The 25,692-nt window shown below is 65.5% G+C and carries 29 protein-coding genes, 2 pseudogenes and 1 riboswitch; of the genes and pseudogenes, 18 read left to right on the top strand and 13 right to left on the bottom strand.

From position 1 onward, the window contains the following. Positions 1–137, top strand: a pseudogene (locus tag QOH60_RS20070) (CoA transferase); the annotation flags it as partial. Beyond that, positions 123–383 (top strand): annotated as a pseudogene (locus tag QOH60_RS20075) (HpcH/HpaI aldolase/citrate lyase family protein); the annotation flags it as partial. The pseudogenes QOH60_RS20070 and QOH60_RS20075, both read left to right, overlap by 15 nt. 19 nt (positions 384–402) lie before the next feature. Here QOH60_RS20075 and QOH60_RS20080 read toward each other — a convergent pair. Next, on the bottom strand, positions 403–1,209 hold the full coding sequence (locus QOH60_RS20080; RefSeq protein WP_526423624.1) for a siderophore-interacting protein: 807 nt from the start codon (positions 1,207–1,209) through the stop codon (positions 403–405). Between the two features lie 28 nt (positions 1,210–1,237). Next, positions 1,238–1,385: riboswitch (cobalamin riboswitch) on the top strand. A 36-nt stretch (positions 1,386–1,421) separates the two neighbouring features. Here QOH60_RS20080 and QOH60_RS20085 point away from each other — a divergent pair. From QOH60_RS20085 to QOH60_RS20105, 5 genes are all read left to right on the top strand, one after another. Next, positions 1,422–1,631 (top strand): CbtB domain-containing protein, encoded by a 210-nt coding sequence (locus QOH60_RS20085; RefSeq protein WP_526423625.1) that lies wholly within the window; start codon positions 1,422–1,424, stop codon positions 1,629–1,631. A 1-nt stretch (position 1,632) separates the two neighbouring features. Continuing rightward, positions 1,633–2,484 carry a CbtA family protein gene (locus tag QOH60_RS20090; RefSeq protein WP_526423626.1) on the top strand — a complete coding sequence of 284 codons (852 nt, stop codon included), beginning with the start codon at positions 1,633–1,635 and terminating at the stop codon, positions 2,482–2,484. Positions 2,485–2,698: 214 nt separating this feature from the next. Next, positions 2,699–2,920, top strand: coding sequence for a DUF1295 domain-containing protein (locus QOH60_RS20095; RefSeq protein ID WP_526423649.1), 222 nt, complete (start codon positions 2,699–2,701; stop codon positions 2,918–2,920). Beyond that, entirely contained in the window at positions 2,917–4,047 is a 1,131-nt protein-coding gene (locus QOH60_RS20100) for an FAD-dependent oxidoreductase (RefSeq protein WP_526423627.1), read from the top strand. Before QOH60_RS20095 ends, QOH60_RS20100 begins: the two co-directional genes overlap by 4 nt. Then, positions 4,037–4,708, top strand: coding sequence for a GAP family protein (locus tag QOH60_RS20105; protein ID WP_526423628.1), 672 nt, complete (start codon positions 4,037–4,039; stop codon positions 4,706–4,708). Before QOH60_RS20100 ends, QOH60_RS20105 begins: the two co-directional genes overlap by 11 nt. Here the strand turns inward: QOH60_RS20105 and QOH60_RS20110 are convergent. The 4 genes from QOH60_RS20110 to QOH60_RS20125 all read right to left on the bottom strand — a co-directional run bounded on the left by QOH60_RS20110 (position 4,705) and on the right by QOH60_RS20125 (position 8,531). Next, a complete protein-coding gene (locus QOH60_RS20110) occupies positions 4,705–5,154 on the bottom strand; it encodes a VOC family protein (RefSeq protein ID WP_526423629.1) in 450 nt (149 codons plus the stop codon). The two genes, QOH60_RS20105 and QOH60_RS20110, sit on opposite strands and share 4 nt — an antisense overlap. Before the next feature lie 64 nt (positions 5,155–5,218). Continuing rightward, entirely contained in the window at positions 5,219–6,781 is a 1,563-nt protein-coding gene (locus tag QOH60_RS20115; protein ID WP_526423630.1) for an acyl-CoA carboxylase subunit beta, read from the bottom strand. Positions 6,782–6,822: 41 nt separating this feature from the next. Next, positions 6,823–7,959, bottom strand: coding sequence for a DUF1214 domain-containing protein (locus QOH60_RS20120; RefSeq protein WP_526423631.1), 1,137 nt, complete (start codon positions 7,957–7,959; stop codon positions 6,823–6,825). Then, on the bottom strand, positions 7,956–8,531 hold the full coding sequence (locus tag QOH60_RS20125) for a TetR/AcrR family transcriptional regulator (RefSeq protein WP_526423632.1): 576 nt from the start codon (positions 8,529–8,531) through the stop codon (positions 7,956–7,958). The genes QOH60_RS20120 and QOH60_RS20125 overlap by 4 nt, the downstream gene beginning before the upstream one ends. 28 nt (positions 8,532–8,559) lie before the next feature. On the opposite strand from QOH60_RS20125, the gene QOH60_RS20130 reads away from it, so the two are divergent. Together QOH60_RS20130 and maeA are read left to right on the top strand one after the other, a co-directional pair. Continuing rightward, entirely contained in the window at positions 8,560–9,807 is a 1,248-nt protein-coding gene (locus tag QOH60_RS20130; RefSeq protein WP_526423633.1) for a sulfotransferase, read from the top strand. Between the two features lie 10 nt (positions 9,808–9,817). After that, positions 9,818–11,464 (top strand): oxaloacetate-decarboxylating malate dehydrogenase, encoded by a 1,647-nt coding sequence (gene maeA, locus QOH60_RS20135; RefSeq protein ID WP_526423634.1) that lies wholly within the window; start codon positions 9,818–9,820, stop codon positions 11,462–11,464. Between the two features lie 76 nt (positions 11,465–11,540). Here maeA and lipE read toward each other — a convergent pair whose 3' ends face one another. From lipE to QOH60_RS20160, 5 genes are all read right to left on the bottom strand, one after another. Further along, entirely contained in the window at positions 11,541–12,776 is a 1,236-nt protein-coding gene (gene lipE / locus QOH60_RS20140) for a lipase LipE (RefSeq protein WP_526423635.1), read from the bottom strand. Continuing rightward, positions 12,773–13,258 (bottom strand): peroxynitrite isomerase, encoded by a 486-nt coding sequence (locus tag QOH60_RS20145; protein ID WP_526423636.1) that lies wholly within the window; start codon positions 13,256–13,258, stop codon positions 12,773–12,775. Before QOH60_RS20145 ends, lipE begins: the two co-directional genes overlap by 4 nt. 22 nt (positions 13,259–13,280) lie before the next feature. After that, positions 13,281–14,765, bottom strand: a complete 1,485-nt coding sequence (locus tag QOH60_RS20150; protein ID WP_526423637.1) for an amino acid permease — start codon at positions 14,763–14,765, stop codon at positions 13,281–13,283. A gap of 3 nt (positions 14,766–14,768) precedes the next feature. Further along, entirely contained in the window at positions 14,769–14,993 is a 225-nt protein-coding gene (locus tag QOH60_RS20155; RefSeq protein WP_526423638.1) for a hypothetical protein, read from the bottom strand. 185 nt (positions 14,994–15,178) lie between these two features. Continuing rightward, positions 15,179–15,631, bottom strand: a complete 453-nt coding sequence (locus QOH60_RS20160) for a hypothetical protein (protein WP_526423639.1) — start codon at positions 15,629–15,631, stop codon at positions 15,179–15,181. Positions 15,632–15,807: 176 nt separating this feature from the next. Between QOH60_RS20160 and QOH60_RS20165 the strand changes: the two genes are divergently transcribed. Both QOH60_RS20165 and QOH60_RS20170 read left to right on the top strand, forming a co-directional pair. Then, complete coding sequence (locus tag QOH60_RS20165) at positions 15,808–16,638, top strand: SDR family NAD(P)-dependent oxidoreductase (RefSeq protein ID WP_526423640.1); 831 nt, start codon at positions 15,808–15,810, stop codon at positions 16,636–16,638. Next, positions 16,635–17,369 (top strand): alpha/beta fold hydrolase, encoded by a 735-nt coding sequence (locus tag QOH60_RS20170; protein WP_526423650.1) that lies wholly within the window; start codon positions 16,635–16,637, stop codon positions 17,367–17,369. Before QOH60_RS20165 ends, QOH60_RS20170 begins: the two co-directional genes overlap by 4 nt. Here the strand turns inward: QOH60_RS20170 and QOH60_RS20175 are convergent. Continuing rightward, positions 17,344–19,035 (bottom strand): MOSC domain-containing protein, encoded by a 1,692-nt coding sequence (locus QOH60_RS20175; RefSeq protein ID WP_526423651.1) that lies wholly within the window; start codon positions 19,033–19,035, stop codon positions 17,344–17,346. The genes QOH60_RS20170 and QOH60_RS20175 overlap by 26 nt on opposite strands. 113 nt (positions 19,036–19,148) lie before the next feature. On the opposite strand from QOH60_RS20175, the gene QOH60_RS20180 reads away from it, so the two are divergent. Beyond that, positions 19,149–19,604, top strand: a complete 456-nt coding sequence (locus tag QOH60_RS20180) for an SRPBCC family protein (RefSeq protein ID WP_526423641.1) — start codon at positions 19,149–19,151, stop codon at positions 19,602–19,604. Here QOH60_RS20180 and QOH60_RS20185 read toward each other — a convergent pair whose 3' ends face one another. Further along, a complete protein-coding gene (locus QOH60_RS20185) occupies positions 19,605–20,087 on the bottom strand; it encodes a nuclear transport factor 2 family protein (protein WP_526423642.1) in 483 nt (160 codons plus the stop codon). Between the two features lie 58 nt (positions 20,088–20,145). Here QOH60_RS20185 and QOH60_RS20190 point away from each other — a divergent pair, with 58 nt between their 5' ends. Both QOH60_RS20190 and QOH60_RS20195 read left to right on the top strand, forming a co-directional pair. Further along, positions 20,146–20,655: a cupin domain-containing protein gene (locus QOH60_RS20190; RefSeq protein ID WP_526423643.1), complete on the top strand. Its 510-nt coding sequence runs from the start codon at positions 20,146–20,148 to the stop codon at positions 20,653–20,655. 21 nt (positions 20,656–20,676) lie between these two features. Beyond that, positions 20,677–21,249 (top strand): carboxymuconolactone decarboxylase family protein, encoded by a 573-nt coding sequence (locus QOH60_RS20195; RefSeq protein WP_526423644.1) that lies wholly within the window; start codon positions 20,677–20,679, stop codon positions 21,247–21,249. On the opposite strand, the gene QOH60_RS20200 is transcribed toward QOH60_RS20195, so the two are convergent. Further along, on the bottom strand, positions 21,246–22,931 hold the full coding sequence (locus tag QOH60_RS20200) for a purine-cytosine permease family protein (protein ID WP_526423645.1): 1,686 nt from the start codon (positions 22,929–22,931) through the stop codon (positions 21,246–21,248). The genes QOH60_RS20195 and QOH60_RS20200 overlap by 4 nt on opposite strands. A 149-nt stretch (positions 22,932–23,080) precedes the next feature. Between QOH60_RS20200 and QOH60_RS20205 the strand changes: the two genes are divergently transcribed. The 4 genes from QOH60_RS20205 to QOH60_RS20220 all read left to right on the top strand — a co-directional run. Further along, on the top strand, positions 23,081–23,383 hold the full coding sequence (locus QOH60_RS20205; RefSeq protein ID WP_526423652.1) for an urease subunit gamma: 303 nt from the start codon (positions 23,081–23,083) through the stop codon (positions 23,381–23,383). An 8-nt stretch (positions 23,384–23,391) separates the two neighbouring features. Then, positions 23,392–23,700 carry an urease subunit beta gene (locus QOH60_RS20210; RefSeq protein WP_526423646.1) on the top strand — a complete coding sequence of 103 codons (309 nt, stop codon included), beginning with the start codon at positions 23,392–23,394 and terminating at the stop codon, positions 23,698–23,700. A gap of 2 nt (positions 23,701–23,702) precedes the next feature. After that, positions 23,703–25,424: an urease subunit alpha gene (locus QOH60_RS20215; protein WP_526423647.1), complete on the top strand. Its 1,722-nt coding sequence runs from the start codon at positions 23,703–23,705 to the stop codon at positions 25,422–25,424. Further along, on the top strand, positions 25,424–25,692 hold a 269-nt coding region (locus QOH60_RS20220; protein ID WP_526423648.1), incomplete at its 3' end, for an urease accessory UreF family protein. The genes QOH60_RS20215 and QOH60_RS20220, both read left to right, overlap by 1 nt.

Below are 25,692 nucleotides of genomic sequence, written 5' to 3' on the forward strand. Positions count from 1 at the left end.
TTGATCTCGCGACCCTGGCTGCCGCGCCCCTGACCGCGACATACCTGGCCGAGTTCGGCGCCGACGTGATCAAGGTCGAGGACCCGCGAGGGGGCGACCCGATCCGCGGCTGGGGTAACCAGCGCGACGGTGTCGGCTACGAGCGCGACGCCCGACGCTCCGCCCTGCTCGGCTACACGGGCAAGTGGGCGATCCACCCGGCCCAGGTGCCCGTCGCCAACGAGGTGTATGCGCCTACCGCCGACGAAATCGCAATCGCAGAGCGCAATGTCGCTGCCTACCGCGAGGCGGAGGCCAAGGGTCGCGGTGCGGTGGGCGTGAACGGCGTGCTGGTCGACGCCGCGCACGTCAAGATGGCGCAGGAGACGCTGGCGCGCGGCGCTGATCGCTGCGGCCACCTGATTACAGGCCGAAGCCTTCGAGTGCTTCGTCGAATTGCTCGGCGGCCAGCTTCTCGGCCACACCTTGCGCGATTGCGGTCTGGTAGCCCGCGAAAAGTGTGGCCCCTACACTCGCGTAGCGGCGGTCCCAGTCGGCGGAATCGCGCCGCCAGTAGCCCATGACATCGAGCTGATCTATCTCCCAACGCAATTCGTTCCGAAGGTACTTGCGGATCGCCCGCGCTTCATGGGCCTCGCCCGCGAACCAGCAGTAGCCGTGGCCTGGCTGTTGCATCATGACCAGTCTGGGCAGGGCGCTGTCGGCCACGCCGTTACCAGTCCCGACGGAGGAAACGATCTCGACCGCCGGCGGGCGCGGCAGGTAGTCGAGGTCGTCTGCGTCGAGAACCTCGACGATCGCGACGGCATCGGCCTCGGGCGGCAAGCCCTCGATGATGCGCGCCAGCGCCGGGAAGCCCGCGAGGTCGGCGACGAGCAGCTGCGACTCGGTCCCCTCCGGCGGTAGGTACCACGAGTTCGGGTACGCCAGCGTCACCTCCTCGCCGGGGCGAGTCCGTTGGGCCCAGTCGGTGCCGATCGCGTCGCCGTGCAGGAGGACGTCGACCGTAACGAGGCATTCGGCTGAGTCAACTGCGCGAACGGTGTAGGTGCGGCCCGTCGGCGTAGCCGACTCGGAGAAGTAGATGCCGACTGCGGCATCCGCGGCTGCGGGCAGCTGCAGTGCGGCCAGATCCGGGACCTGCAGCACGACGCGGCAGAACCGTCGGCTCAGCGCCGTCGTGTCGGCCACCGATGCGTGCACCGTCATCGCCACGACGCTAGCTCCTCACAGCGGTGAGTTGACCTGCGGGTTTGGTGTCCCTATCGTCATGGGAGCGTGTGGGACGCAGGAATCTGGTGTGAATCCAGGACGGTCGCGCCACTGTGAGCACGCCCAAGTTTGGGCGTGCGAGTCAGATACTGCGCCGCAACGCTGACCTGAAAAGCTGGGGCGCGCAACCCCTGAGAGGAGATCTGGGAATGACTACTCATGTGGAAGGCTCAGCGGCACGCCCGCTGAGCCTCACTGTCCCGGCGGCGTTTTGGCTCGGCGCCTCGCTGCTGCTGGCGCTTGTCCTGTACTACTTCATCGGTTGCGACCAGGGCGCCACGTCGATTTTCGGCAACGACACCCACGTGCATGAGTTCGTGCACGACGCGCGCCACTTCCTCGGCTTCCCGTGCCACTGACATGGAGAAGCGGATCATCGTCCGCGGCCTGCTGGTAGGTCTGCTGGGCGGAGTGTTGGCGTTCGCGTTCGCCCGGATCTTCGCCGAGCCGGTGATTCAGCGGGCGATCGACTACGAGAGCGGACGCGACGAGGCCCAGGTGGCCATCGACGCCGCGGCAGGGCACCCGGACATGGACATGGGCCCCGAGTTGTTCACCCGCGCAGTGCAGTCCAACGTCGGCATCGGGTTCGGCATCGTGTTTTTCGGCATCGCGATGGGCTTGATTTTCGCGGTGGTGTACTGCGTGGCCGTGGGTCGCGTGGGCAACGTGTCACCGCGCAACCTCGCGCTGCTGGTGGCCGGGGGCCTGTTCCTCGGCATGTACCTCGTGCCGTTCCTGAAATACCCGGCCAACCCGCCGGCGGTCGGCCATGAGGAGACCATCAAGGACCGCACCGCGTTGTACCTGACGATGGTGGTGTGTTCGCTGGTCTTCCTGCTCGGGGCCGTGTGGCTTGGCAAGAAGTTGTCGGCGCGGTTCGGCAACTGGACGGCCACGTTGCTGGCCGCCGGTGCGTTCATCGTGGCGATCGGCATCGTCATGGTGCTCCTGCCTTCGCTTGGGCATCTGTCGACGAACGTCGACGAATACGGCATGCAGACGACAGAGACGCCGCAGCCGCTGACCGACCCGTCGGGCAAGCTCGTCTATCCGGGTTTCCCAGCCGACGATCTATACTTCTTCCGGTTGTATTCCGTTGGTGCGCAGCTGATCCTGTGGACCACGATTGCGCTGTGCTTCGCGCCGATGGCGAGCCGCCTGTTCGGTTCGACTAGCGAATCGAGCGGGGTTCTCGTCGACAGCAAGTAGACCGTCGCACACGGTTACATGTCGCGAATCTGAAGATTCTGCGATCCGTGTCGGCGTGTCGTCGCAGAGGTTTCAGTCTCGCGGAGAGTCGGTAGATTGAGGTCTCATCGCGCAGCGGGGAGCGCCCGATCAGGAAGGGCATGTGACGTGTCCACAGGCAAAGCACTGCTGATCGCGCCTGCCGCACTCGTAGCCGGTCTGATGACGTGGGGTCCTGGCCTCGCGTCGGCAGACGCGGCCCGGAACGGGCATCCGGTTGCTCACGTGGGTAGCCTTTGTCATCGGACTGGCGGCGGTGGCGCTGGCATTCGCCGCTGACACCCAGTTACACAGATTCGTGCGAGAGGGCGGGTCGGGGCAGGTGATGGATCGCGGGCTGTGGAGTTGGTCGGTGTCACGCTTCGTTTTGTGGCCACCACGCAAAGAGCCGGCATGAAGCCGCGCATTGTCATCGCGGGCCTCGGCGACACCGGCCTGCTCACCGCGATCCGGCTTGCCCGGCGCGCCGACGTCGTCGGCATTTCGGTCAAGCCGGGCCTGGTCAGCGGTCAGGAACTCGGCTGGCGGATCAGCCGCCCTGAGCATTGGGCGCGGCATAACTGGATCTCGTTCGACAGGTACCGCGGGCTCGATCGCGTTCGCACTGTGCACGGCACGCTCACCGGCGTCGACCTGGCCGACCGCACTGTCGCGATCCAGCGCGACGACGGGTCGACCTCGCACGAGAAATACGACGCGCTCGTGATCTCAACCGGCGTGTCCAACGGCTTCTGGCGCCGGCCCACGTTCCAATCGGCCGACGAGGTCGACGCCGACATCCGCGCCGCGCACGACCGCCTCGCCGCAGCCACGTCGGTGATCGTGGTCGGTGGCGGTGCCGCAGCGGTGAGCAGCGCAGCCAACATCGCGAGAACCTGGCCGGGCACGCGAGTGGATCTCTACTTCCCGGGCGAGCGCGCATTGGTTCACCACCACGACCGGACCTGGGCCCGGGTAAAACGGCGCATGGATGAGGCGGGCGTAGTGCTGCACCCCGGGCACCGAGCGGTTCTGCCCGAGCACTTCACGGGCGACCAAATCACCAGTGGGCCAGTCGAATGGAGCACCGGCCAGCCGCCAGCAAGCGCCGACGCCGTGATATGGACGGTCGGGCAGGTCCGGCCCAACACCGGCTGGCTGCCGAAGGAGCTGCTCGACGACCACGGCTTCGTACAGGTGACGCGCGACCTGCGGGTGCCCGGCCAACCCGGTGTGTTCGCGGTGGGTGACGTCGCAGCCACCGACCCACTGCGAAGCTCGGCGCGCAACGGCGGAGACTCCGTCGTCGCCCGCAACGTCCTGGCAGAACTCAACGGTAAGCCCCTGCGGTCATACCGCGCACCCAAGCGACGGTGGGGCTCGGTGATCGGCATCCAACGAGAAGGCCTCGAGGTGTTTGCCCCGAACGGGCTCGCATTCCGTTTTCCCGCATGGTCTTTCGAGTCCATTCTGATGCGGTGGATTGTGCGGTGGGGCATCTATCGCGGTGTGCGGGAGGGGCCCGAGGCGCAGGGTGTCCGGTAACTGGGTAACGGCTCTCGCCAACCTCATTCCGCTGGCGCTCGTCGTCGCGCTGTCACCGTTTTCGATACTGCCCGCTGTGCTGCTCGTCGTGCACTCCGCGCGCCCGCGAGCGACGGGCCTCGCGTTCCTCGTCGGCTGGCTGCTGGGGCTGGGTGCCATGACGGTGCTTTTTGTCGAGGTGCCGCGCTTCTTCGGCGACTTCAACCAGACACCACGCTGGTCGCACTGGGCGCGAATCATCATCGGCGCCTTGTTGATTGCCGCCGCAGTCTGGCGCTGGGTGACGCGCCGAAAGGTGACCGGCTCGCCGTCGTGGCTGAACCGCCTGCACGACCTGCGGCCCGGCAACGCGGCCGTCATCGGCTTCGTCCTGACATTGATCAACGTCAAGTTCATCGTGGTGTGCGCGGCAGCGGGCTTAGCGATCAGCGCTGCGCAACTCGGCACGCTGGGTACCTGGCTGGCGGTGGCGCTCTACACTCTGCTGGCGGGGTCGACGGCCGCGATTCCTGTTCTGGCGCACGCGGTAGCGGCCAAACGTCTCGACACACAACTTGACCGACTCAAGGAGTGGATGGAACGTCAGCAGGCCGCGCTGACTGCGGTCATCCTGGCCGCGATCGGAGTTGTGTTGCTGTTCACGGGAGTTCGCGAACTCTAATCCACCCGGCCAGGCAGCCGTTCGGTGATCTCCTGCAGAAACCAGCCGTTGCCATCCGGATCGCTGAACGACACGAACGAGCCGTAGCTCTGCCGTCCCGGAGCAAGGCCCGGCACGCGAGCAGTGTTTCCTGCGTGATGGAACACCCCGCCTGCGTCGTGGAAGATCTCGCTCACCTCCACGCCGTTGCCGATGAGCTCCTCCCTGGCGGCCTCGATGTCGCTCACGATCAGATAGTGATCCTGAGCGGAACCCGGTGCGGCGTCGGTGATTCCGCTGCCGAAGATCACCGAGCACGCCGATCCCGGTGGATTCACCTGGATCACCCGGAAGCCGTCGTCTCCGGCGACGTCGGCGTCCAACCGCCAGCCCAGCCGCGTGTAGAACTCCTTGGCCCGGTCGACATCGGACACCGGCAGGACGGCAATTTCGAATTTCATGTCCATTGCACAATCCTTCGTGTCGGGCCGCCCCGACGCAATGCTGATCGCAAAACACCTTCTGTTGGGGCTACCAGGTGTCGACGAACCGGCGGCGACGCTTACGGCGTGCTGGCGCAGCGGCGGCGAACGTGGCGGCGATCAACGCGCGCGTGTCGGCGGGGTCGATCACGTCGTCGATCTCGAACAGCAACGCCGCGTTGAGCGCTTTGGCGTTGTCTTGGGCGGCCGCTGTGGCCTGTCGCACCCGCTCTTCGCGCGCGTGCTCGTCGGCTATGGCCTGAAGCTCCTTGCGCATGCCGAGCCGTACCGCGCCCTCAAGACCCATCGGCCCGAGGTGTGCGCCGGGCCATGCGACCGTCAACAACGGCTCGTGCAGGCTGCCGCCCGACATCGCCTGCGCGCCAAGCCCGTAGCCGCGGCGCAACACCACAGCGGCCAATGGCACAGTCAGCGCGGCACCGGCCACAAGCAGGCGCGAGCCGCGGCGCACGAGGGCTTCGGCTTCTGCCTCGGGACCGACCATGTAACCGGGGCAGTCGATCAGTGACACCACCGGAAGCCCGAACACGTCGCATAGTTGCAGGAATCGCGCGGCCTTGTCCGACGCGGGCGCCGTGATTGCTCCGGCCATCACGCGCGTGTTGTTGGCGATGAAACCGACTGCGCGGCCGTCGATCCGGCCCAGAGCGGTCACCATCTCCCGGGCGAAGCGCTCCCGCAGGAAGGTGACCGAATCCTCGTCGGCCAGCGTGCGAATGATCGGGGTGACGTCGTAGGCACGCCTCGCCCGCTCGGGAACCAAGGTGCGCAAATGTGTTTGGTCGGCTACCGGGCCCGGCGGGGAGGTGCCCTGGAAGTAGCCCAGGAGGCGTTTGGTCACCGCGACGGCCTGTGCCTCGTCGGGGACCACCACGTCGACGACGCCGTTCGGTGCTTGTACCGATATCGGTCCGACGTCGTCGGGTGCGACGTCGCCGAGCCCGCCTCCTGCGATCATCGCCGGGCCGCCCATTCCAATCGAGGCGTCTTCAGTGGCGACGATCAGGTCGGCGCAACCCGCGATCACCGCGTTGCCCGCGAAGCAGCGGCCCTTGACGATCGCGATCCGTGGGACGAGGCCCGACAGAGAAGCCCACAACGCGAACGCGCGGGTGTCCAGCGCCGAGACGGTGGGGTAGTCGGTGTCGCCCGGCCGGCCTCCGCCGCCCTCGGCGAAGAACACGGTCGGCAGCTCCATCCGCTCGATCAGTTCGAAGAGCCTGTCCTTCTTGCGGTGACCGAGGCTGCCTTGGGTGCCGGCGAGCACGGTGTAGTCGTAGGAGAGCACGGCGCACGCGCTGCGCTCAGCGCCGAACACGTCGCTGTTGACGCGTGCCGTGCCCGCCACCAATCCGTCAGCGGGCGTCCGCGCGATGAGCTCGTCGACGTCGCGGCGGTGTCGTTGGGCCGCGATCGTGAATCTCCCGTACTCGACGAAAGATCCAGGGTCGACCAGATCCTCGATGTTCTCCCGCGCGGTGCGCCCCCCGGCGGCATGACGGCGTGCGACCGCGTCCGGCCGGGCCGCGTCCTCCGTCAGCGCGCGACGGCGCAACAGCTCCGCGTGGTCCTCGCGCATCTCCTCGGCCATCGCTATCGCACTCTAGGCCCCATCGCGATTTCGGCGCGAGGTCAGGTGACGGTTGTCGGGGCGTCGGACAGCTTGACGAGCTGCACGTCCGGGCGGGCGGGAACCTCGTCGGCGAGGAACCATCTGAAGGCGAGGTTTCCGCACGGATAGTCAAGCGTGGTAACGGCATTCGGATGTTCGGTCATCCCCTTGGAGATCACGACCGTCACCGAGCCGTCCGCGTTCAGCACCGCGCTGTGGCCGTTGACCGAAGTGCGCGCATCGGTGACGTTGACGGTCGCCATGAACTGGTTCCACACCACAAGGTTCCAGAACCGGCACTTCGGTGGCTGATGGGTGATGACGAGCGCCTCGTCGTCCGCGAGCACGAAGCTGCCGTAGGCATAGCACGCGTCGCGCGCCGACCAGCCGAAGTTGGCATCGGGCACCTGATACGGATCGGCGAATTGGTTTGCAGTCTGCGAGATTTCGTGACCGAGCGTGTGTGCATCCTCAACCCGGACCCCAACGGTCAGCGGCACGATCGCGAACATCGTGCGCAGCCACGCGGTGCTCGCGCGCAGGGCCGCGGCGGTCTCGGCGTCCCCGTGCCGTATCGGGTCGGGGTCGTCGAGCGCCTCGATGTGCCAGGTGATCGGCCGTCCGGTCAACGGATCGGCCTGGTAGTCGCGAGTCACGAGCACGACGGCGTCAGGCAGCGGCCCGAGCTCGAAGGAGAAGTTCCCGTCGTGGTCGATATCGATGTCGTCGTCACGCAGGATGGCCACGATCTTGTCAGACCACGCACCGGGCGACGGTTCGTTGTACGCGGTCACCGAGAAGTAGACGCTGTCGCTCCTGTTGCCGCTGATGCGGTAGCGCCGCGCGGGATCGATCGGACACATGAAGTAGTAGGCGTCGGTGTTGTCGCCGCCCCACCGTCTGCTGCGGTTGAACGGTGTGTTCAATTCGACGAAGATCGGCCGGCTCGGCTCTGCGAACAGGTACGTGTCGAATGCGACGCCCAATGTTATTGCGAGCGTGCGGTATCCGTCGGCGATATGGCGATCGTCGACGACGGCGCGGTCGCCTTCCAGGAAGGATCGGTCGAGGCCGTCGAGCGTGTCGAGCAGCTCGTGCCACGCGGCGGTGGACTCGTGGCCCGGACGCGAGGAGGACAAGGGTTCTGTTGCGCTCATGGGCAGATTCCTCTCGTGATCAACATGGTGGTGCGGTCGATCCAGGCATCGTCGAGCGTCGCGCCGCGGGTGAGAAGCGCGAGGAACGTGATGCCGGCGACGGCTTCCGTCATGTCCGCCGCGGTCACCTCCGGCCTGACCTCGCCGCGCGCCGCGGCGTCGCGCAGGCGATCCGTCAGACCGCGCGACAGAATGCCGCCGAATCGCTCGAGCAGCGCGGCGTGCAATGTCAGGTCGGCCGCCATCTCACCGACCAGGCCCGGTAGCGCGGCCATCGCAGCCGGCGTGGTCAGGACGTCCACCGTGCGGCGAACCATCTCGCGCACGTCGCCGTCGAGCGATCCAGTGTCCGGAAGTTCAGCCGCCTCGTCGATCGGAAAGACGGCCTCATGCACGAGATGCGCCTTGCTCGGCCAGCGCCGGTAGATCGCCGGCTTGCTCGTACCCGCCTTGCGGGCGATCGCGTCGACGGAGAGATCGGCGAAAGCTGTGGTGCCGATCAGGTCGACCGTCGCGCGAAGAACCGCATCATCGATCCGCGGGTCACGAGGTCGGCCAATCTCTGTCATCATTACGAAACTCAAAGTAACATAACTCGCCATGACCGACGCTGCCACAGCTCCCGTCCAGCTCGACGACCTCGCCGAGCCGCACTTCAACCCAGAGGTGGAGCCGCTGCGCGAGATGATGGGCGCGCTGGCGGCGGACTGTCCGCTCGACGCCGACGTGCTGCATGCCAGAGCGAAGGCCGACACCGGCCTCGACGATTTCGGGCCCGACGACTACCGAGAGCGTCTCGACGTCTACCTCGCGGCGCTTCACGAGATCGATGGGATGCACGGGCCGGGCATCGTCAACTTCTTCTCGCAGATGTCGCAGTGGCTGAAGAACCGCCTGCTGCTGGCCGATCTGCTGACACGCCACCCCGAGATCAACGACATCGAGTTGGAGCCGCCCATCGTCATCGCCGGCCTGCCCCGGACGGGGACCACGCACTTGCACAACGTGCTCGGTGCGGCTTCAACATTCCGGACGCTGCCGTACTGGGAGAGCTTCGAGCCGTTCCCGTTGCCGGCAGAGGCCGGCGTCGAGCCGGATCCACGGCGGGTCCGGATGGACATGGCGGTCGACTTCATGCACATGGTCATGCCGTACTTCCCGCTGATGCACGAGATGACGACCGACCACGTGCACGAGGAAATCCAGCTGCTGGCAAACGATTTCAGCTCGATGCTGATGGAGACCCTAGGACACGTGCCACGGTGGCGGGAGTACTACATGGCGCACGACCAGACGTCGAGCTATGAGTACGTCGCCACCCAGCTGCGCGCGATGCAGTTCCTGCGCGGCGGCAGGCGCTGGGTACTGAAGTCGCCGCAGCACCTCGAGCAGCTGCCGGTGCTCGACGCCGTCTTCCCTGGCGTCGTGGTGGTGTGCACGCACCGCGATCCGGTGCCCGTGACGCTGTCGATGATCGCGATGCTGACCTACAGCGCGCGCATGCATCGCTCGCCGGTGCCCGTGCGGGAGATCGCGGCCGAGTGGGTGAACCGGCTCGACTTCATGCTCACCGCGCTCATGCGGGATCGGCACGTCATTCCCGCCGACCGCTCGATCGACATCCGTTTCGGCGACTTCATGGCCGATGAAATGGGCACCGTCGAGCAGGTTTACGCGTTGGCCAGTGAGCCGCTGACCGACGACGCACGGCAGTCCATCGCCGACTACCTGGCTGGCCACGAGCGTGGCCGTCTTGGCCGGGTGGCGGTGTCGTGCGAGATGTTCGGGTTCGACGAGGACGACCTGCGCGAGCGGTTTTCACCGTATGTGAGCCGCTTCCTGGCCTAGCCTTGGCAGCATGGCCGACGAATGCAAGCCAGGTGTTCCTGTCGCGCTCACTACCGCAAGCACGAATCGCGGGGTGGGGTTCACCCACGAGGAACGCAGGCAGCTGGGGCTGACGGGCCGGTTGCCGTCGGCGGTGGTTCCGCTGGACGTGCAAGCCGACCGGGTGTGGCACCAATTGCAGGCGATGTCAACGAATTTGGGCCGCTATCTGCTACTCGAGCAGCTGCACTACCGCCACGAGGTGCTGTATTTCAAGGTGCTGTCGGAGCATCTGAACGAACTCCTTCCGGTGGTGTACACGCCGACCGTCGGCGAGGCGATCCAGAGGTTCTCCGACGAATACCGCGGGCAGCGTGGTCTCTACCTGTCGATCGACCGCCCGGAGGACATCGAGGAATCGTTCAAGACTTTCGGCCTCGGACCCGACGACGTCGACCTCATCGTGTGCACCGATGCCGAAGCGATCCTCGGTATCGGGGACTGGGGCGTCGGCGGCATCGAGATCGCGGTCGGCAAGCTGGCGCTCTACACCGCAGGGGGAGGCATCCACCCGTGCCGGACCATCGCCGTGTCGCTCGATGTCGGCACGGACAACGAACAGCTGCTTCAGGATCCGTTCTATCTGGGCAACCGCCACGCCCGCCGCCGCGGCCCTGAGTACGACGACTTCGTGCGCGCCTACATCCAGACCGCAGCCCGGTTGTTCCCCCACGCGCTGCTGCATTTCGAGGACTTCGGACCCAAGAATGCGCGCATGATCCTGACGAATTACTCCCAGGACTACTGCGTGTTCAACGACGACGTGCAGGGCACCGGCGCGGTGGTGCTGGCGGCGGTTTACGGCGGACTGAGGGTGACGGGCACCCGGATGCGAGACCTGAAAATTGTCGTATTCGGCGCGGGCACTGCGGGTCTCGGCATCGCCGATCAGCTGCGCGACGCGATGGTTGCCGACGGGGCGAGCATGGATCAGGCATACGCTCAGATCTGGCCGGTCGATCGGCAAGGGTTGCTCTTCGACGACATGGACGAGCTGCGCGAATTTCAAGTGCCGTACGCGAAGAATCGCGCGCAGCTCGGTGTCAGTGGGGGCGAGCAGGTCGGTCTGCTCGACGTCGTCAAGATGGCCGCGCCGACGATCCTGCTGGGAAGCTCAACGGTCTATGGTGCGTTCACTCGTCAGGTCGTCGAGGCAATGGCGGAATCGACTGAGCGCCCGCTGATCTTCCCGCTGTCCAACCCGACCTCACGAATGGAAGCGATGCCCGCCGACATCTTGGCGTGGTCGAAGGGCAAGGCGCTCGTGGCCACCGGTAGTCCCGTCGCTCCTGTGCAGCTCGACGGCGTCACCTACACGATCGGGCAAGCCAACAACGCGCTGGTGTTTCCGGGCATCGGACTGGGCGTGATCGTGGCCGGCGCCACGCGCGTCACGAAGAACATGCTCGATGCAGCCGCTAAATCCGTTGCGGCGCAGGCAAACCCGACAGGGCGGGGCGCCACGCTGCTTCCTGACATCGCGAACCTACGCGCGGTCTCCGCGGCGGTTGCCGAGGACGTGTACCGTGCGGCAGTCGCTGACGGGGTGGCTACGAAGACGCACGACAGCGCCGTGCAGGCAGTACTCGACACGATGTGGCTGCCGCACTACGACTGACCGCGCCCGGCGAACGTCGATTACCCGTCGAAAATTCCGCAAAATTTCGACGGGTAATCGACGTTCAGCGCGCTGGCTAGCTGCGCGGGATCTCTGAGGTGATGCGATCCAGCAGCGCGGTGTAGCGGTTGGCCTCGCGATGTGGACCAGGCTTGCCACTGCTCACCACTCCTGCGGCGAGGCGGCGCTCCGGGTCGGCCCACACCGCGATGTTGGTCAGTCCCGTGTTGCCGAACGCCGCCGGGGCATCGCGGCCGAACGGACCGAACCGCTTGGAGCCGAGCATGAATCCCATACCCCAGCGCAGCGGCGCAAGACCCACCGCCACGTCGGGTCGCAACCGCCTGCACTCGGTCGCCGCAAACCGCAATGTCTCAGGACGGATCACCCGCACCCCGTCGAGTTCGCCGCCGCGCCTGAGGAGTTCGGCGAATCGAGACAATTCGTATGCGGTCGAGACCGTGTTGGACGAGGGCAGCACACTTGTCAGGTATCGCTCGCTGTTGCTGAACGGGATGATCCGCTGCATCGACCCACCGACCGCCAACCTGAAGATCGCAGCGGCTGGCCCGGTCTGGTCCTTGCCGGTGGCGTAGCTGGGCGCGACCAGCGGAACATCCTGCGGCACCACACCGTAATTGGTCCAGCGAAAATTGAGCGGGTCCAGGATCTCGGTGGCGAGGATGTCGCGGATGCTCTTGCCGGTGGCGGCTGACACGATCTCGCGGACCAGCGGCCCCCACGTCAGGCCGTGGTAGATGTGCACCAAACCCGGGCGGTGCAGAGGCTTGAGATTCCCGAGCATCTCGCGCGTGTACTCGCTGTCGTCCATGCGTTTGAGATCGACTTTGGGACCGGTGTAGATCGGAACGCCCGCGCTGTGCGTCATGACGTGGCGGATGGTCGTGCGGTGCTTGCCGTGGCTGGTGTACGTCGGAAGGTAGTCGCACACACGGTCATCGAGGCTGATGACTCCGCGTTCGACGAGCATGTGGACGACGGTCGTCGACATCGTCTTGGCCGCCGAGTACACGCAGAACGGCGTGTGAGTGGTGACGGGGACCTTCTCAGCTTCGGCCTGATCGTTGGGCCCGTTTCCCCAGCCGTGCCCGATCGCGCGGTCGAGCACCACCCGGCCGTTGTGGCGCAGGCAGACCTGGATCGCGGGGTGCATGCCGGCCTCATACCAGTGCCGTGCAGCCTGCCAAATGTGCTCGACTGCGGCTTGGCCGATCTCCGAATGATCCTCTTCCCCAACGGATGTCACGGCTTCGAGGTCAGCGGGAACGCGGATCCTGCCGTCGGTGGTCACGCCGGCTGCCGATGCAGGGTTGCCGCCAAGTGATGCTGCAACGGTTGACCGACGGCGCCCAGACGCAGCGTGTAGCGGAGCTCGTCGCCGTCGACGTGGATCGAACGGCCAAGCGCCGTCACGTCTTTCGCCGACGCCGTGAGGCCGATCGACGTGGCCGACAGCTCCATGTCGATCACGCTCCCGTCGATGGCCAGCGAGCCCTCCTGGATCTCGGTGATTCCGGTCGGGTGGGCGAGCACCCATTCGATACGGCCAGGTGTGGGAGCCCGCACGTACCCCGTCTCCGCATGCAATGGCCTGCCGTCGTCGGCGGCCCTGGTGCGCTGGCCGTAGACAAGAAACGGCTTACCGACATGACTGAACGTGACTTCTTCGAGATAGCCGAACGGTGCGATCGTGGGGTACTCGCCGGCGCCCTGACCCGTCCAGGTGCCCAGCAAGGGCGCGAGAACAGCGATGCCGGGATGCAGGTCAGCCACATCCGTCAGGTTACGTTCTCGCTCACCCCTTCTTGTCCGGCGGCTCCGGCCGTTCGGCGATCACCGGGAACTCGCCCGTGTAGCCGATGCGCTCCCGAGCGACCGCCAGCACACGTCGGCGAACCGCGAACCACCCGGCGATGAGCGCCGGAATGATCAACAGGAGCGTGGCGACCGTCCAGGTGCCGATCGGCGGATCCATTGCCATCAACACGAGCACTCCGACAAGGAACACCATCGTGAGGTAGCCGGTGTAAGGAGAGCCCCACAGCTGGAAGGACGGCCGCGCGAGGATGCCCTTCTTTGACCAGCGGTACAGCTGGATCTGGCAGATCACGATCGTGCCCCAGGACGCGATAATCCCCAGGGCGGCCATGTTGAGCACGATCTCGAACGCCTTCTCAGGCACCACTAGGTTGAGGAGAACACCGAAAAGTCCGATGAGGGCGGTCAGGCAGATACCCCCATAGGGGACGCCCCGACTCGACATCCGTGACGTGAACTTCGGTGCGCTGCCGTTCATCGCCATCGACCGCAGGATCCTGCCGGTCGAGTACAGGCCGGCGTTGAGGCTGGAGAACGCCGCAGTGAGCACGACGACGTTCATGATCGTGCCTGCGCCGGAGATCCCGATCTTTGAGAAGAACGTCACGAACGGACTCTCGCTGCTTTTGTACGCGGTGTAGGGGAGCAGCAGGCCAAGCAGAAACACCGAACCGACGTAGAAGAGCGCGATCCGGGCGATGACGGAGTTGATCGCCCGCGGCATGATCTTTTCGGGGTGAGCAGTTTCGCCGGCGGCGGTTCCTACGAGTTCGACTGCTGCATAGGCGAATACAACGCCCGACGTCACGATGACCAACGGCAATATGCCCGTCGGGAACCACCCGCCGTTATTACTGACAAGGCCGAATCCCGTGGATTCACCCTGCACCTTGTAGCGGCCCGCAAGGAAGATCGTCCCGGCCACCAGGAACGTCACCAGCGCAACGACTTTGATGAGCGCGGCCCAGAACTCCAGTTCGCCGAACACCTTCACCGAGATGAGGTTCATCCCCAACACGACGGCCAAGGCCACCAGCGCGATCAACCACTGCGGAATGACGTGGAACGGCGTCCAGAAGTGAAAGTAGGTGGCGATCGCCGTCGAGTCGACGATCGAGGTCATTGCCCAGTTCAGGAAATACATCCATCCGGCGACGAAAGCTGCTTTCTCGCCGAGGAATTCGCGTGCGTACGACACGAAGGATCCCGACGACGGCCGATGCAGGACGAGTTCACCCAGCGCACGAAGGATCAGGAAGACGAACACCCCGCAGAACCCGTACACCAGGAACAGACCTGGTCCGCCGGTGTGCAGTCGCCCGCCCGCGCCGAGGAACAACCCGGTACCGATTGCTCCGCCGATCGCGATCATCTGCAGTTGGCGGGGTTTGAGACCCTTGTGATAGCCCTCGTCCTCGGCCGTCAAGGCCGAGTTGTCGTACTTTTCAGGCGCGCTCGTCATCGTCTACTCCTGACCACCGGGTGGGCCCGTCCGCGGTTCAGGCGGATCTGAAAGGTCACGGAACGTGAAGACAAAACCGAGGACCGCGATCACCGCGGCGATCCCGTAGCCGACGATCGAGTACCACCCGACGCGAAGGTATGCGGTGACGGCCACGATTCCCATCGCGAGGAACACCATGGTCATGCCAATCAGCGGCACCTTCGCCGACAGGTCCTTCAGCGCCATGCGACTCACCTCGATCCGCCGGATCAAAAACGTGCTGCTAATCAAGATCTCCCTTTGTGAGCGAGTTAGCAACAGGAGAACGGCAACTTAACGTGAAGGTGTCATAAGGGGTCGATACGCCCGATTAACCGAGGCGGTTAGCGCCTCGGTTATCGCGGTCGCCGGCAACCGGCGACATAGTGCGGTCACATCGCCGCGAGCACTGCACGCAGCTCGCTACGCAGATCGCCACTGCCGTGCGAGTAGAACGGGCCGGCCGCATCACCCAGTAGCATGCGCAACCGCGCAACACCAGCCACGCCCACGGAAGTCGGCAGAAGTAAGCAGCCGACGATCTCGTCGATCAGGTCGAGGGCACTCTCGACACGTGCCGGGTGAACCGGAACCCGGTGGATCTGGGCGATGGTGCGCGGACCGTTGGCAATGGCGCACAGCGAGTCGGCGAGTTGCAGCCGCTCAGACGGCGAGCCCACGCGCTGCGCGTGTGCCGCCATGGCACTGCCCGGCTTGGGCGTGGCTCCGGTGGCAAGTTGCTTGTCGAACCGGTCCGCCATCACGATCGCGATCATCCGCGCGGTCAGACGGGGGCGCTGCTCGGCGTTCGAGTTCGAAAGGGTGTCGGCAGTGGTGATGGTCATGATTCCTCCTGGTCGGGTGAGTGAAGCGGCATTGCTGCATTCATCTTCTGATTCCGGACAGGGTGTGTAACTCCCGTCAAAAATGCGTTTCGATGGATGATTTCGCCCTCCTCCAATTGGGGGAGGCGGGGCCGAAGAGTTGTTGCCATTCGGCTGAGCTGTCTAGCGTGGTCGGCGTGCCCACCGCCCTCGTCACCGGAGCAAGTCGCGGGATCGGCAAGGCCATCGCGGTGCACCTCGCGCGAGCCGGCTTCGACGTCGCCCTCACCGCGCGGACTGTCCAGGAGGGCGAGCAGCGCGAGCACTCTTCGACCGTGCACCAGTCGGATACCAGCCCGTTGCCTGGCTCACTGGCTGCCACGGCGGAGGCGGTTGAGCAAGCCGGCGCGAAGTCGCTCACCGTTTCCGCCGACCTCACTGACCGCTCGTCGGTCGCCGCTGCGGCCGACCACATCCTTTCCGAGTGGGGCGCGGTCGATGTGTTGGTCAACAACGGGCGATACATCGGGCCGGGGCACATGGACCGGTTTCTCGAAACGCCGCTCGAACTACTGGACCTCCACCTCGAGGCGAACGTGATGGCGCCTCTCACGCTGATCAAGAAGTTCCTGCCTCCGATGCTGGAGCGAGGTTCGGGGCGGATCGTGAACATCTCGTCGGGCGCGGGCATCCACGACCCGGCCAAGCCCGCCGGTGCGGGCGGGTGGGGACTCGGCTATGGAATGAGTAAGGCGGCGTTGCATCGCATCGCGGGCATCCTCGCGCTCGAGCTCGGCGACCGCGGCATCTTCGCCTACAACGTGCAGCCGGGTTTCATCGTGACCGAACGGATGATCCAGGACATGGGCGCATTCGGATTCGACGCTTCGGGCGCCCCGCCGGATGTGGTCGGCGCGGTGGTGGCGTGGCTCGTCACCGATCCCGAGGCCGCGCAGCACAACGGGCGCTCGATCGAGTCACAAGATGTCTGCCGGGAGCATGGTCTGTTGCCGGGCTGGCCCAACTGATCACGTCGCGCTACGTCGAAAGCGGCGACGCTCGACTGCACTACCTCGATTCCGGTGGCCCCGATCTCGGCGCCCCGATCGTCTTCGTGCCCGGCATGACCTGCATCGCGGACGACTACGCAGAAGTCATGCCGTTCTTCGGTCGCCGGACAGTCGTCGCCGAGTTGAGGGGCCACGGACAAAGCAGCGCGCCCTCCGAGGGGTACGACCTCGCCGCGCTGAGCGGCGACGTCGACGCGGTCGTCGACGACGTGACCGACGGACCGGTTCACATCGTGACGTTCTCGCGCGGAACGTCGTACGCGATCGCGTGGGCGCTTGAGCACCCGGACCGCGTCCGGTCGATATCGATCGGCGACTACGTGCCGGAGGAGAAAGTACTTCCCGAGGGTGCCGCGCGCTTTCTGCTCGACGGCCGCTGGCGCGGGACTCCCGTCCACGAGCGTCTCAACGAGCCGGCGGCCCTCGCAACATTCAGCGCCGCGCGGACGCGATCGTTCTGGGAGCCGCTTGCGCAGCTTCAGCCTCCCCTGCTCGCTGTGCGCGGCCGCAACAGCGGCATCGTCAGCGATGCTGACTGGGCGCGCTATCGGCAGCTGTTCCCGGCCGCGGTGCTTGTCGTGTTCGACGACTCGCCCCACGACATCTTCCGCCCGGACCGTGACCGCTACCCGCGGCTGGTCCGCGAGCTCGTCGACGGGTATCTCACAGATCGAGGACGAGGTCGCTAGCCGGGGCCGCGCAGCAGATGAGGATTTCGGTCGCTGGCGGTTCTTCCAGCGGTGGCTGCGTGTAAGTGGCTGAGCCCGAGACGATTCCGGTGACGCACGTGTGGCAGACCCCGCTGCGGCACGCGAAACGGGTGGGTACGTCGCAGGCTTCCGCGAGTTCGAGGATGCTGCCGTACGCGGAGGACCAGTTCGTGCTGATCCCGCTGCGGGAAAACGTGATCAGCGGGCCTGTGCCGACGTTTCCGGCGGGGACGTGCGGACGCGGAGGTTGCGTGGTCTGCACCACGCCGGGGTTGATCGCAGCCAGGGCACCGAACAACTCGGTGTGGATGCGGCTGTCGGCAATTCCGGCGGCGGTCAACGCCGTGCGCATTGCGCTCATGAAATGCTCTGGCCCGCAGAGGAACACCTCGGCATCGGCGGGTAGGCCAAGCGCAGCGATGGAGTCGCGATCAAGGCGCCCGCGGATCGCGCCGCCATCGGCAATCTGGCCCGCGGTGTAGAAGACGTTCTCGCGGGCATTGGCAAGCGAAGCAATGAGGTCCGCGGTCTCGGTGGCGAAGGCATGCGTCTCGCGGCTGCGGGTGGTGTGTACCCACCAGATCGTCCGCTGGCTGCGCGCCGATGCCAGGGCGTGCAACATCGCCAGCACCGGCGTGGCGCCGATGCCCGCCGACAGCAGGACTATCGGGTCGGTGTCATCGGTGAGGTAGAAGTCTCCCCGGGGAGCCGCGGCTTGCACGATGGAGCCGGCGCGGATGTTGGCATGAAGCCACTGGCTCACCAGTCCGTGCTTTTCGCGCTTGACGCTGATGCGGTAGTACGCCGTCGAACTGTCGCCTGACAGCGAATAGCTTCGCAGCGGAGCAGGATCGCCGGCCCCCGGGATCTTGAGAGTGATGTACTGCCCAGCAAGCGGCGTAGCCAAGGCGGGTCCGTCGGCGGGCTCGAACTCGATCGACAGCACGTCGGCTGTCTCCCGCCGAGTCGCGCGGACTCGCAGTGGGCGGAACCCGGGCCATCCCGGCGTGGTCACGGGTCGCGCAGAGTCATGTTCCGCCGCAAGCATGTCCCGGAAAGACTGTTGCCAGCCGGGGCTCAGCGCGGGCACGTCGACGGCCATGGCGATCCGGTCCATGTGCCGATTCGGCAGGTACAGCATCGCGTCCACCTCGGCGATGCTCACCGCGAGGCGGCCGCGATGAGTGCGCACGATCTCGTCGCCGGCTTGGACACGGCCCTCGGCGATGACGCGAAAGTAGAAGCCCGGACGATGATGGGCGACAAGCAGTTTGGGCATTTCAGGTTCGCCCAGGCGCATTCCGACGCGAAAGCAGGTGACCCGGGGCTGGGTTACCTCGAACTCGGCCTCGCCGATGCGGTAGCGATCGCCGACGCACACTTCTTCATCACTCATACCGCTGATGGTGAAGTTCTCGCCGAAATTGCCAGGCACTAAATCGGCACGGCCCAACTCGGCGCTCCAGTAGTCGTATGACTCGGTCTGATAGACCATGACGGCGCGTTGTTCGCCGCCGTGTCCGGCGAGATCGCCCTGGCCGTCCCCGTCGATGTTGAGCCGGCGCACCATAACTGGGCCGTCAATCGGCTCCTTCCAAACTCCTGTGTGCACCGTCTTGCCTTGCCAAGGAACGTCTTTGGGCATTCCGACGTTCACGGAAACAAGGATCGCCACGGGAATCTCCTCGATCTCGGCACGCTGCTAGAACGTTAGGCCAGCGCTGCCGTGCCGTCGAGCCAGTCCGGTAGGGTCACCGCATGGCAGGGAAGACGTTCTCGTTCGAGGTCAAACGCACCAGCAGCGCGCCACCATCGATTCTGTTCCGCCTCGAGACTGACGGCGCGAGTTGGTCGACGTGGGCCAAACCGCTCGTCATGCAGTCCCGGTGGGCGCGAGAGGGCAGCCCAGAGCCGGCCGGGGTCGGAGCCATCCGTGAGATCGGCGCGTGGCCCGTCCTCGTCCGCGAAGAGACGCTCGAATACGAGCCGGACACCCGTCACGTCTACACGCTGGTTGGTCGAACGCCGGTGAAGGATTACCGCGCCGAGGCAACGTTCACCCCGACCGCCGACGGCGGCACCGACCTGACATGGACCGGCTCTTTTACCGAGAAGGTTCCCGGCACAGGGAGAGTGATGTTGGGGATCTTGCGAGGCGCGGTCACGCTGTTCGCAAACAGGATCACGAAGGTCGCCGAGAGCCAGGCGCCTTAGTCAACGCCGAGCCAACCTCGCGGCGGCGTTTCTCATTCGATCTGAAATGCGAAGTGAGAAAAGCGGATTGAAGATATCTTCCCGCAGCCGGGTCAGCTTCGAGGTCTTGATCCGCCACTGGCCGTCGGCCTTCTCGTAACCCTCGTGGTAGTGGCCGTAGGCGTTGAGGTTCAGTCCCGGTGCGAGCCGCACGACGTCGTTGAGCGCCCAGACGCCGAGCGCGGTGGTGGGCGAGGTGATCTCGATCTCCGGCGCGTGCACCTGGTGCACCGTCGGTTGCGTGCCGACGTTGCGCTTCACAAACGCGACGAACGCGTCGGCCCCTTCGACGCGCTTGCCGCCGGACTCCGACGTATCGCCGACGAAGTCATCGGTGAAGAGCCCGCGCCATCCCTCCCAGTCCTTGGCGTCCAGGTACCGGCAGTAACGGGCCTTCAGCCGTTTGATCGCTTCGATCTCGAGCAGCGTGGCGACGTCGTCCATACGTCGAGGGTAAGGCCGCGCACGCGAGGAGCAAGTTTGGACGAGTAGCGTCGGCACGGTGAAAGTGCGCCGTGTGGTCACGGGACACGATTCCTCGGGCCGGGCAGTGATCGTCGCCGACGAGGAGGTCCAGGAGATCCCACTCGGACCCGGCGCGTCGTCATGGGCGCCATGGTCGAGTGACGGACCTGCCTCCTATCCCGACGACGGCGCCGACCCGCCGCCTCCGAAGTTCGCTTTTCCGCCTGTGGGCGGATTCCGCATCGGGATTGTCCGGCTGCGTGCGGATGGGACCGAGGCGTTCGACGCGTTCGTGGCCGAGGCGCTCGCGCCGCTCGCCGACCCCGAGCGGCAAGGCATGCACAAGACGGCCACCACCGACTTCGACCTCATCCTGTCCGGGCAGGTCGTGTTGGAACTCGACGACGGCGTCGAAACCGTGCTGCGCCCAGGCGATCTCGTGGTGCAGAACGGCACCCGGCACCGCTGGATCAATCGCGGCGACACCGACGCCGTGTGGGCGGCGTTCACCGTCGGAGCCGAACACAAAGACGCACCCACGTTCTGACATAACGAGAGGACAGGGGACATGACGAGGATCAAGCCGTCGGCAGCGTTTGCGGATTTCGAGCCTCAGGACATCGGGCCGGGTGACCGGATCAACCTCGGGGTCGCCGGCATTCTCGGCCATCGTCCAGAAGTCGCCGGGGCGCTCGGCTCACTGAAGGCCGCGCTGAGCTCGACCGGCACGCTCCCACCGCGCCTGCTCGAGCTGGTGAGGTTGAGGATCGCCTTCCACAACCAGTGCCGCAGCTGTATGTCGGTGCGCTACCAGAGTGCGATCGACGATGGGCTCACCGAGGACGCCGTCTGCTCGCTGGAACGTCCCGCGGACGCGCCGGACCTGGCGCCCGCTGAACGCAGTGCCCTTCGCTATGCCGATCTGTTCGCCACCGACCACCTGCTGATCGACGACGCCGTCTACGACGATCTCCGCCAGCACTTCACCGAAGCCGAGCTCGTCGAGCTCGGGATGAACTGCGCCATCGATGTCGGCATCGGCCGGCTTTCGGCGACGTGGGACGTAACCGATGACGTACCAGACGAATTCAGGACTGCCGTCGCGCCTTGGTCTGCCCCCGGCGTCGTCGCCTCCGGCTAACTCTGTGCGGGTGCGAACTTCGCGGGCGGCTTCGCAGGAAGGACGTGGTCGCCCACCTTGTCGGTGGACAGGCACAACGAGCACACGAACGCGTCGTGTGTCGCGCATTTGAGCATGTCTGGCCGCTCGTAATCATGATGGCAGACATGGCATTTGAGGTGCGCGCCTGACGGATTGCCGTATTCGTCGTACATCGGTAGGTCGATCCCGTCATCGGTGCGCCGCAAGTACCACTTGCCCTTGGTGGCGATGGCGAAGATCGGCGGCAGCACCACGCCGAGAACGATTGCCACCAGAGCCGAGTACGGACGGATGGCCGGGCCGAGACCGCCGAAGAACGCGATCACCGATATACCCGCTGCGAGCAGCATCGACCCGAAGCCCACAGGGTTGAACGCATAGAGCATGCCGCGCCGGAACTCCGGCTTCTTCGGCGACAGCTTCAGCAGGTACTTGTTGAATACGATGTCGCTGGCCACCACGACCACCCACGCCATTCCGCAGTTGGCGTAGAAGCCGAGGATGTTGTTGAGGAAGCTGAACATGTTGGCTTCCATCAGGATCAGCGCGATCAGCAGGTTCACGCCGAGGAACACGATGCGCCCCGGGTAGGTCTTCGTAACCCGGGTGAACGAGTTGGTCCACGCAAGCGATCCCGAGTACGCATTCGTCACGTTGATCTTGATCTGGCTGATAACGACGAGCGCGACGGCCAGCGTCATCGCAAGCCACGGGGGCAGGAAGTTGCGGTAGATCTCGAGGAACTGGTGCACCGGCTGGTTGGCGATGCCCGCGCTGTCTGCCACATTCGTGATCAGATACACCGCGAGGAACAGGCCGACGACCTGCTTGATGGCGCCGAAGAACACCCAGCCCGGACCGGCGAGGATCAACCAGGTCCACCAACTGCGCTTGTTCTCCGGGGTTTGTGGCGGCATGAAGCGCAGATAGTCGTTCTGCTCAGCGATCTGAGCGATCAGGGACAGACACACACCGGCGGCCAGCAGTGTCGAGCCCATGTCGAAGCCCTTGACCCCGTTCTGGCCCTGATAGGCGAAGAACTGCCCGACGGACTCCGGGTGGCTGATGACGAGGTACACAAACGGTGCGACCATCAGGACCAGCCAGAGCGGGGTGGTCCAAACCTGCAGCGTGGAAAGCACTTTCATCCCGTAGATCACCAACGGGAAGATGATGAGCGTCGACGCCGCGTACCCGAGCCACAACGGTATGTGCAGCCCTAGATTAAGGCCTTGCGCCATGATCGAGCCTTCGAGGGCGAAGAAGATGAACGTGAAGGTCGCGAAGATGACGTTGGTGACTACAGACCCGTAGTAGCCGAAACCGCTGCCGCGGGTGACCAAGTCGAGGTCGATGTTGTAGCGCGCCGAGTAGTAGGCCACCGGAAAGCCCGTAGCGAAAATCACGATCGCGAAGATCAGGATGCCCCATAGTGCGTTCGTCGTTCCGTACGAGATGCCGACGTTCGCGCCGATTGCGAAGTCGGCGAGGTAGGCGATGCCGCCAAGGGCGGAGATGCCGACCACGCGCGTCGACCACTTCCGGTAACTGCGAGGAGCGAACCGCAGCGTGTAGTCCTCCAGGGTCTCCCTGGTGGCCGTCATCGTGTCGAGTTGATCCTCGGCGTCCGCGCTCGCGTCCTTGTCGATCTGCTCAGTCATCGCCCGTCCCTTCGGGTAAGCATTGCGCGACCGTACGAAGGGGTTGTTTCAAGATTGTGACGTGGGGATTCCGGCAATGATGCGGCGAATGACGAATCCGAGTTCACGAGTCCTGCCGAATGTTGCGCGCCGTGGCATTATTCGACTTCATGCTCTTGACACCGCATGAGCAGGACCGACTGCTTCTGTCTTACGCCGCCGAGCTTGCGCGGCGGCGACAGGCGCGCGGCCTGCGGTTGAACCACCCGGAAGCCGTCGCGCTGATCACCGATCACCTGCTCGAAGGCGCCCGCGACGGGCGCAGTGTGGCCGAATTGATGGCCAGCGGGCGAGAGGTGCTGAGCCGCAACGACGTAATGGACGGGGTCGGGGAGATGATCCACGACGTCCAGGTCGAGGCGACGTTTCCCGACGGCACCAAGCTCGTCACCGTCCACCAACCGATCACCTAGCACGCGGCATGATCCCCGGCGAAATCATCTACGGAAGCGGCGATATCAGCATCAATCAGGGCGCGCCGCGGGTGATTGTGACCGTCCTCAATACCGGTGACCGTCCGATTCAGGTCGGAAGTCATGTGCATTTCCCCCAAGCGAACGCCGCGCTGTCGTTCGACCGGGTTGTCGCGTTGGGTCACCGACTTGACGTCCCGGCAGGAACCGCAGTGCGTTTCGAACCCGGGATCACGATGTCTGTGTCGCTGGTGCCGCTGGGCGGTGGGCGCGAGGTACCGGGGCTGACACTGAGCCCGCCAGGAAAGCTCGACTGACGATGACAGACCTGTCGCGAGAGCGCTACGCGGATCTGTTCGGCCCGACCACCGGCGACCGGATCCGGCTGGCCGACACCGACTTGCTGATCGAGATCACCGAAGACCGCAGCGGCGGACCGGGACTCGCCGGTGACGAAGCCGTGTTCGGCGGGGGCAAGGTGCTGCGCGAATCGATGGGACAAGGTCGCGCGACACGTGCCGACGGCGCACCGGACACCGTGATCACAGGAGTCGTGATCCTCGATTACTGGGGAATCATGAAGGCCGACATCGGCATTCGTGACGGTCGTATCGCCGCGATCGGCAAGGCAGGGAACCCGGACATCATGGCGGGTGTGCATCCGCAGCTCGTCGTCGGTCCCTCGACGGAGATCATCGCAGGCAACGGGCGCATCGTCACCGCGGGCGGGATCGACTGCCATGTGCATTTCATCTGCCCGCAGATTATGGCCGAAGCGCTCGGTGGGGGCATCACCACGCTGATCGGCGGCGGCACCGGGCCCGCCGAAGGCACCAAGGCGACGACGGTCACGCCCGGCGCGTGGCACCTGGCCCGGATGCTCGAATCACTGGACGACTGGCCCCTGAACATCGCACTGCTTGGCAAGGGCAATACCGTGAGCGCAGAGTCCATGTGGGAGCAATTGCGCGGCGGGGCTTCGGGTTTCAAGCTGCATGAGGACTGGGGTTCGACGCCCGCCGCCATCGACGCGTGTCTGACGGTCGCCGACGCGGCCGGTGTGCAGGTGGCGCTGCATTCCGACACCCTCAACGAGATGGGCTTCGTGGAAGACACTTTGGCGGCGATCGCGGGCCGTGGGATCCACGCCTATCACACCGAGGGCGCCGGCGGCGGCCACGCGCCCGACATCATCACCGTCGCGGCGGCCGGGCATGTGCTGCCCAGCTCCACCAACCCGACGCGGCCGCACACCGTCAACACCCTCGACGAACACCTGGACATGCTGATGGTATGCCACCACCTCAACCCCGCTGTCCCAGAGGATCTCGCGTTCGCTGAAAGCCGGATACGCCCGTCGACGATCGCCGCCGAGGACCTTCTTCACGACCTCGGCGCGATATCGATGATCGGCAGCGACGCGCAGGCCATGGGCCGCATTGGGGAGGTGGTGATGCGGACATGGCAGACCGCGCATGTGATGAAACGCCGTCGCGGCGCATTGCCCGGCGACGGTGCCGCCGACAACCACCGGGCACAGCGTTACATTGCCAAGTACACGATCTGCCCGGCGATTACGCACGGGCTCGATAGTGAGATCGGCTCGGTGGAGGTCGGCAAGCTGGCCGATCTCGTGTTGTGGGAGCCTGCCTTCTTCGGTGTCCGCCCGCACGCGGTGATCAAGGGCGGCGCGATCGCATGGGCGGCGATGGGGGACGCGAACGCGTCGATCCCCACGCCGCAACCGGTGTTGCCCCGGCCGATGTTCGGTGCGGCCCCGTTGACGGCCGCGGCGACGTCCGTGCACTTCGTCTCCCAGCAGGCCGTCGACGACGGGTTGGCTGATCGGCTCGCGGTAAACCGCCGGCTTGTACCGGTGGGCGATGTGCGCAAGGTGGGTAAGTCGGACATGCCGCTCAACGACGCTTGCCCGCGGATCGAGGTCGAACCCGACACCTTCACCGTGCGCATCGACGGCGAGGTGTGGGAAGAGCAGCCGGCGGTGGAACTGCCGATGGCGCAAAGGTATTTCCTGTTCTGATGACCGACCTGACGACGCTGATGACACTGGCCGACTCCCGGCTGCCGACTGGAGGCCACGTGCACTCGGGCGGGGTGGAAGAGGCTGTGGCCAGCGGGCTGGTGACCGACGTGCCGACGTTGCGCGCCTTCCTGCGCCGGCGGATCCGCACTCACGGGCTGGTGACCGCGTCGATCGCAACTGCCGTTCACGGCGGAAACCTGTCGGTCGCAGCAGCGGATGCCGAAACCGATGCTCGCACACCGGCTCCCGCGGCACGCCAGGCGTC

Origin of the sequence: Mycobacterium sp., from assembly GCF_032159765.1 — a bacterium.
GTDB lineage: Bacteria > Actinomycetota > Actinomycetes > Mycobacteriales > Mycobacteriaceae > Mycobacterium.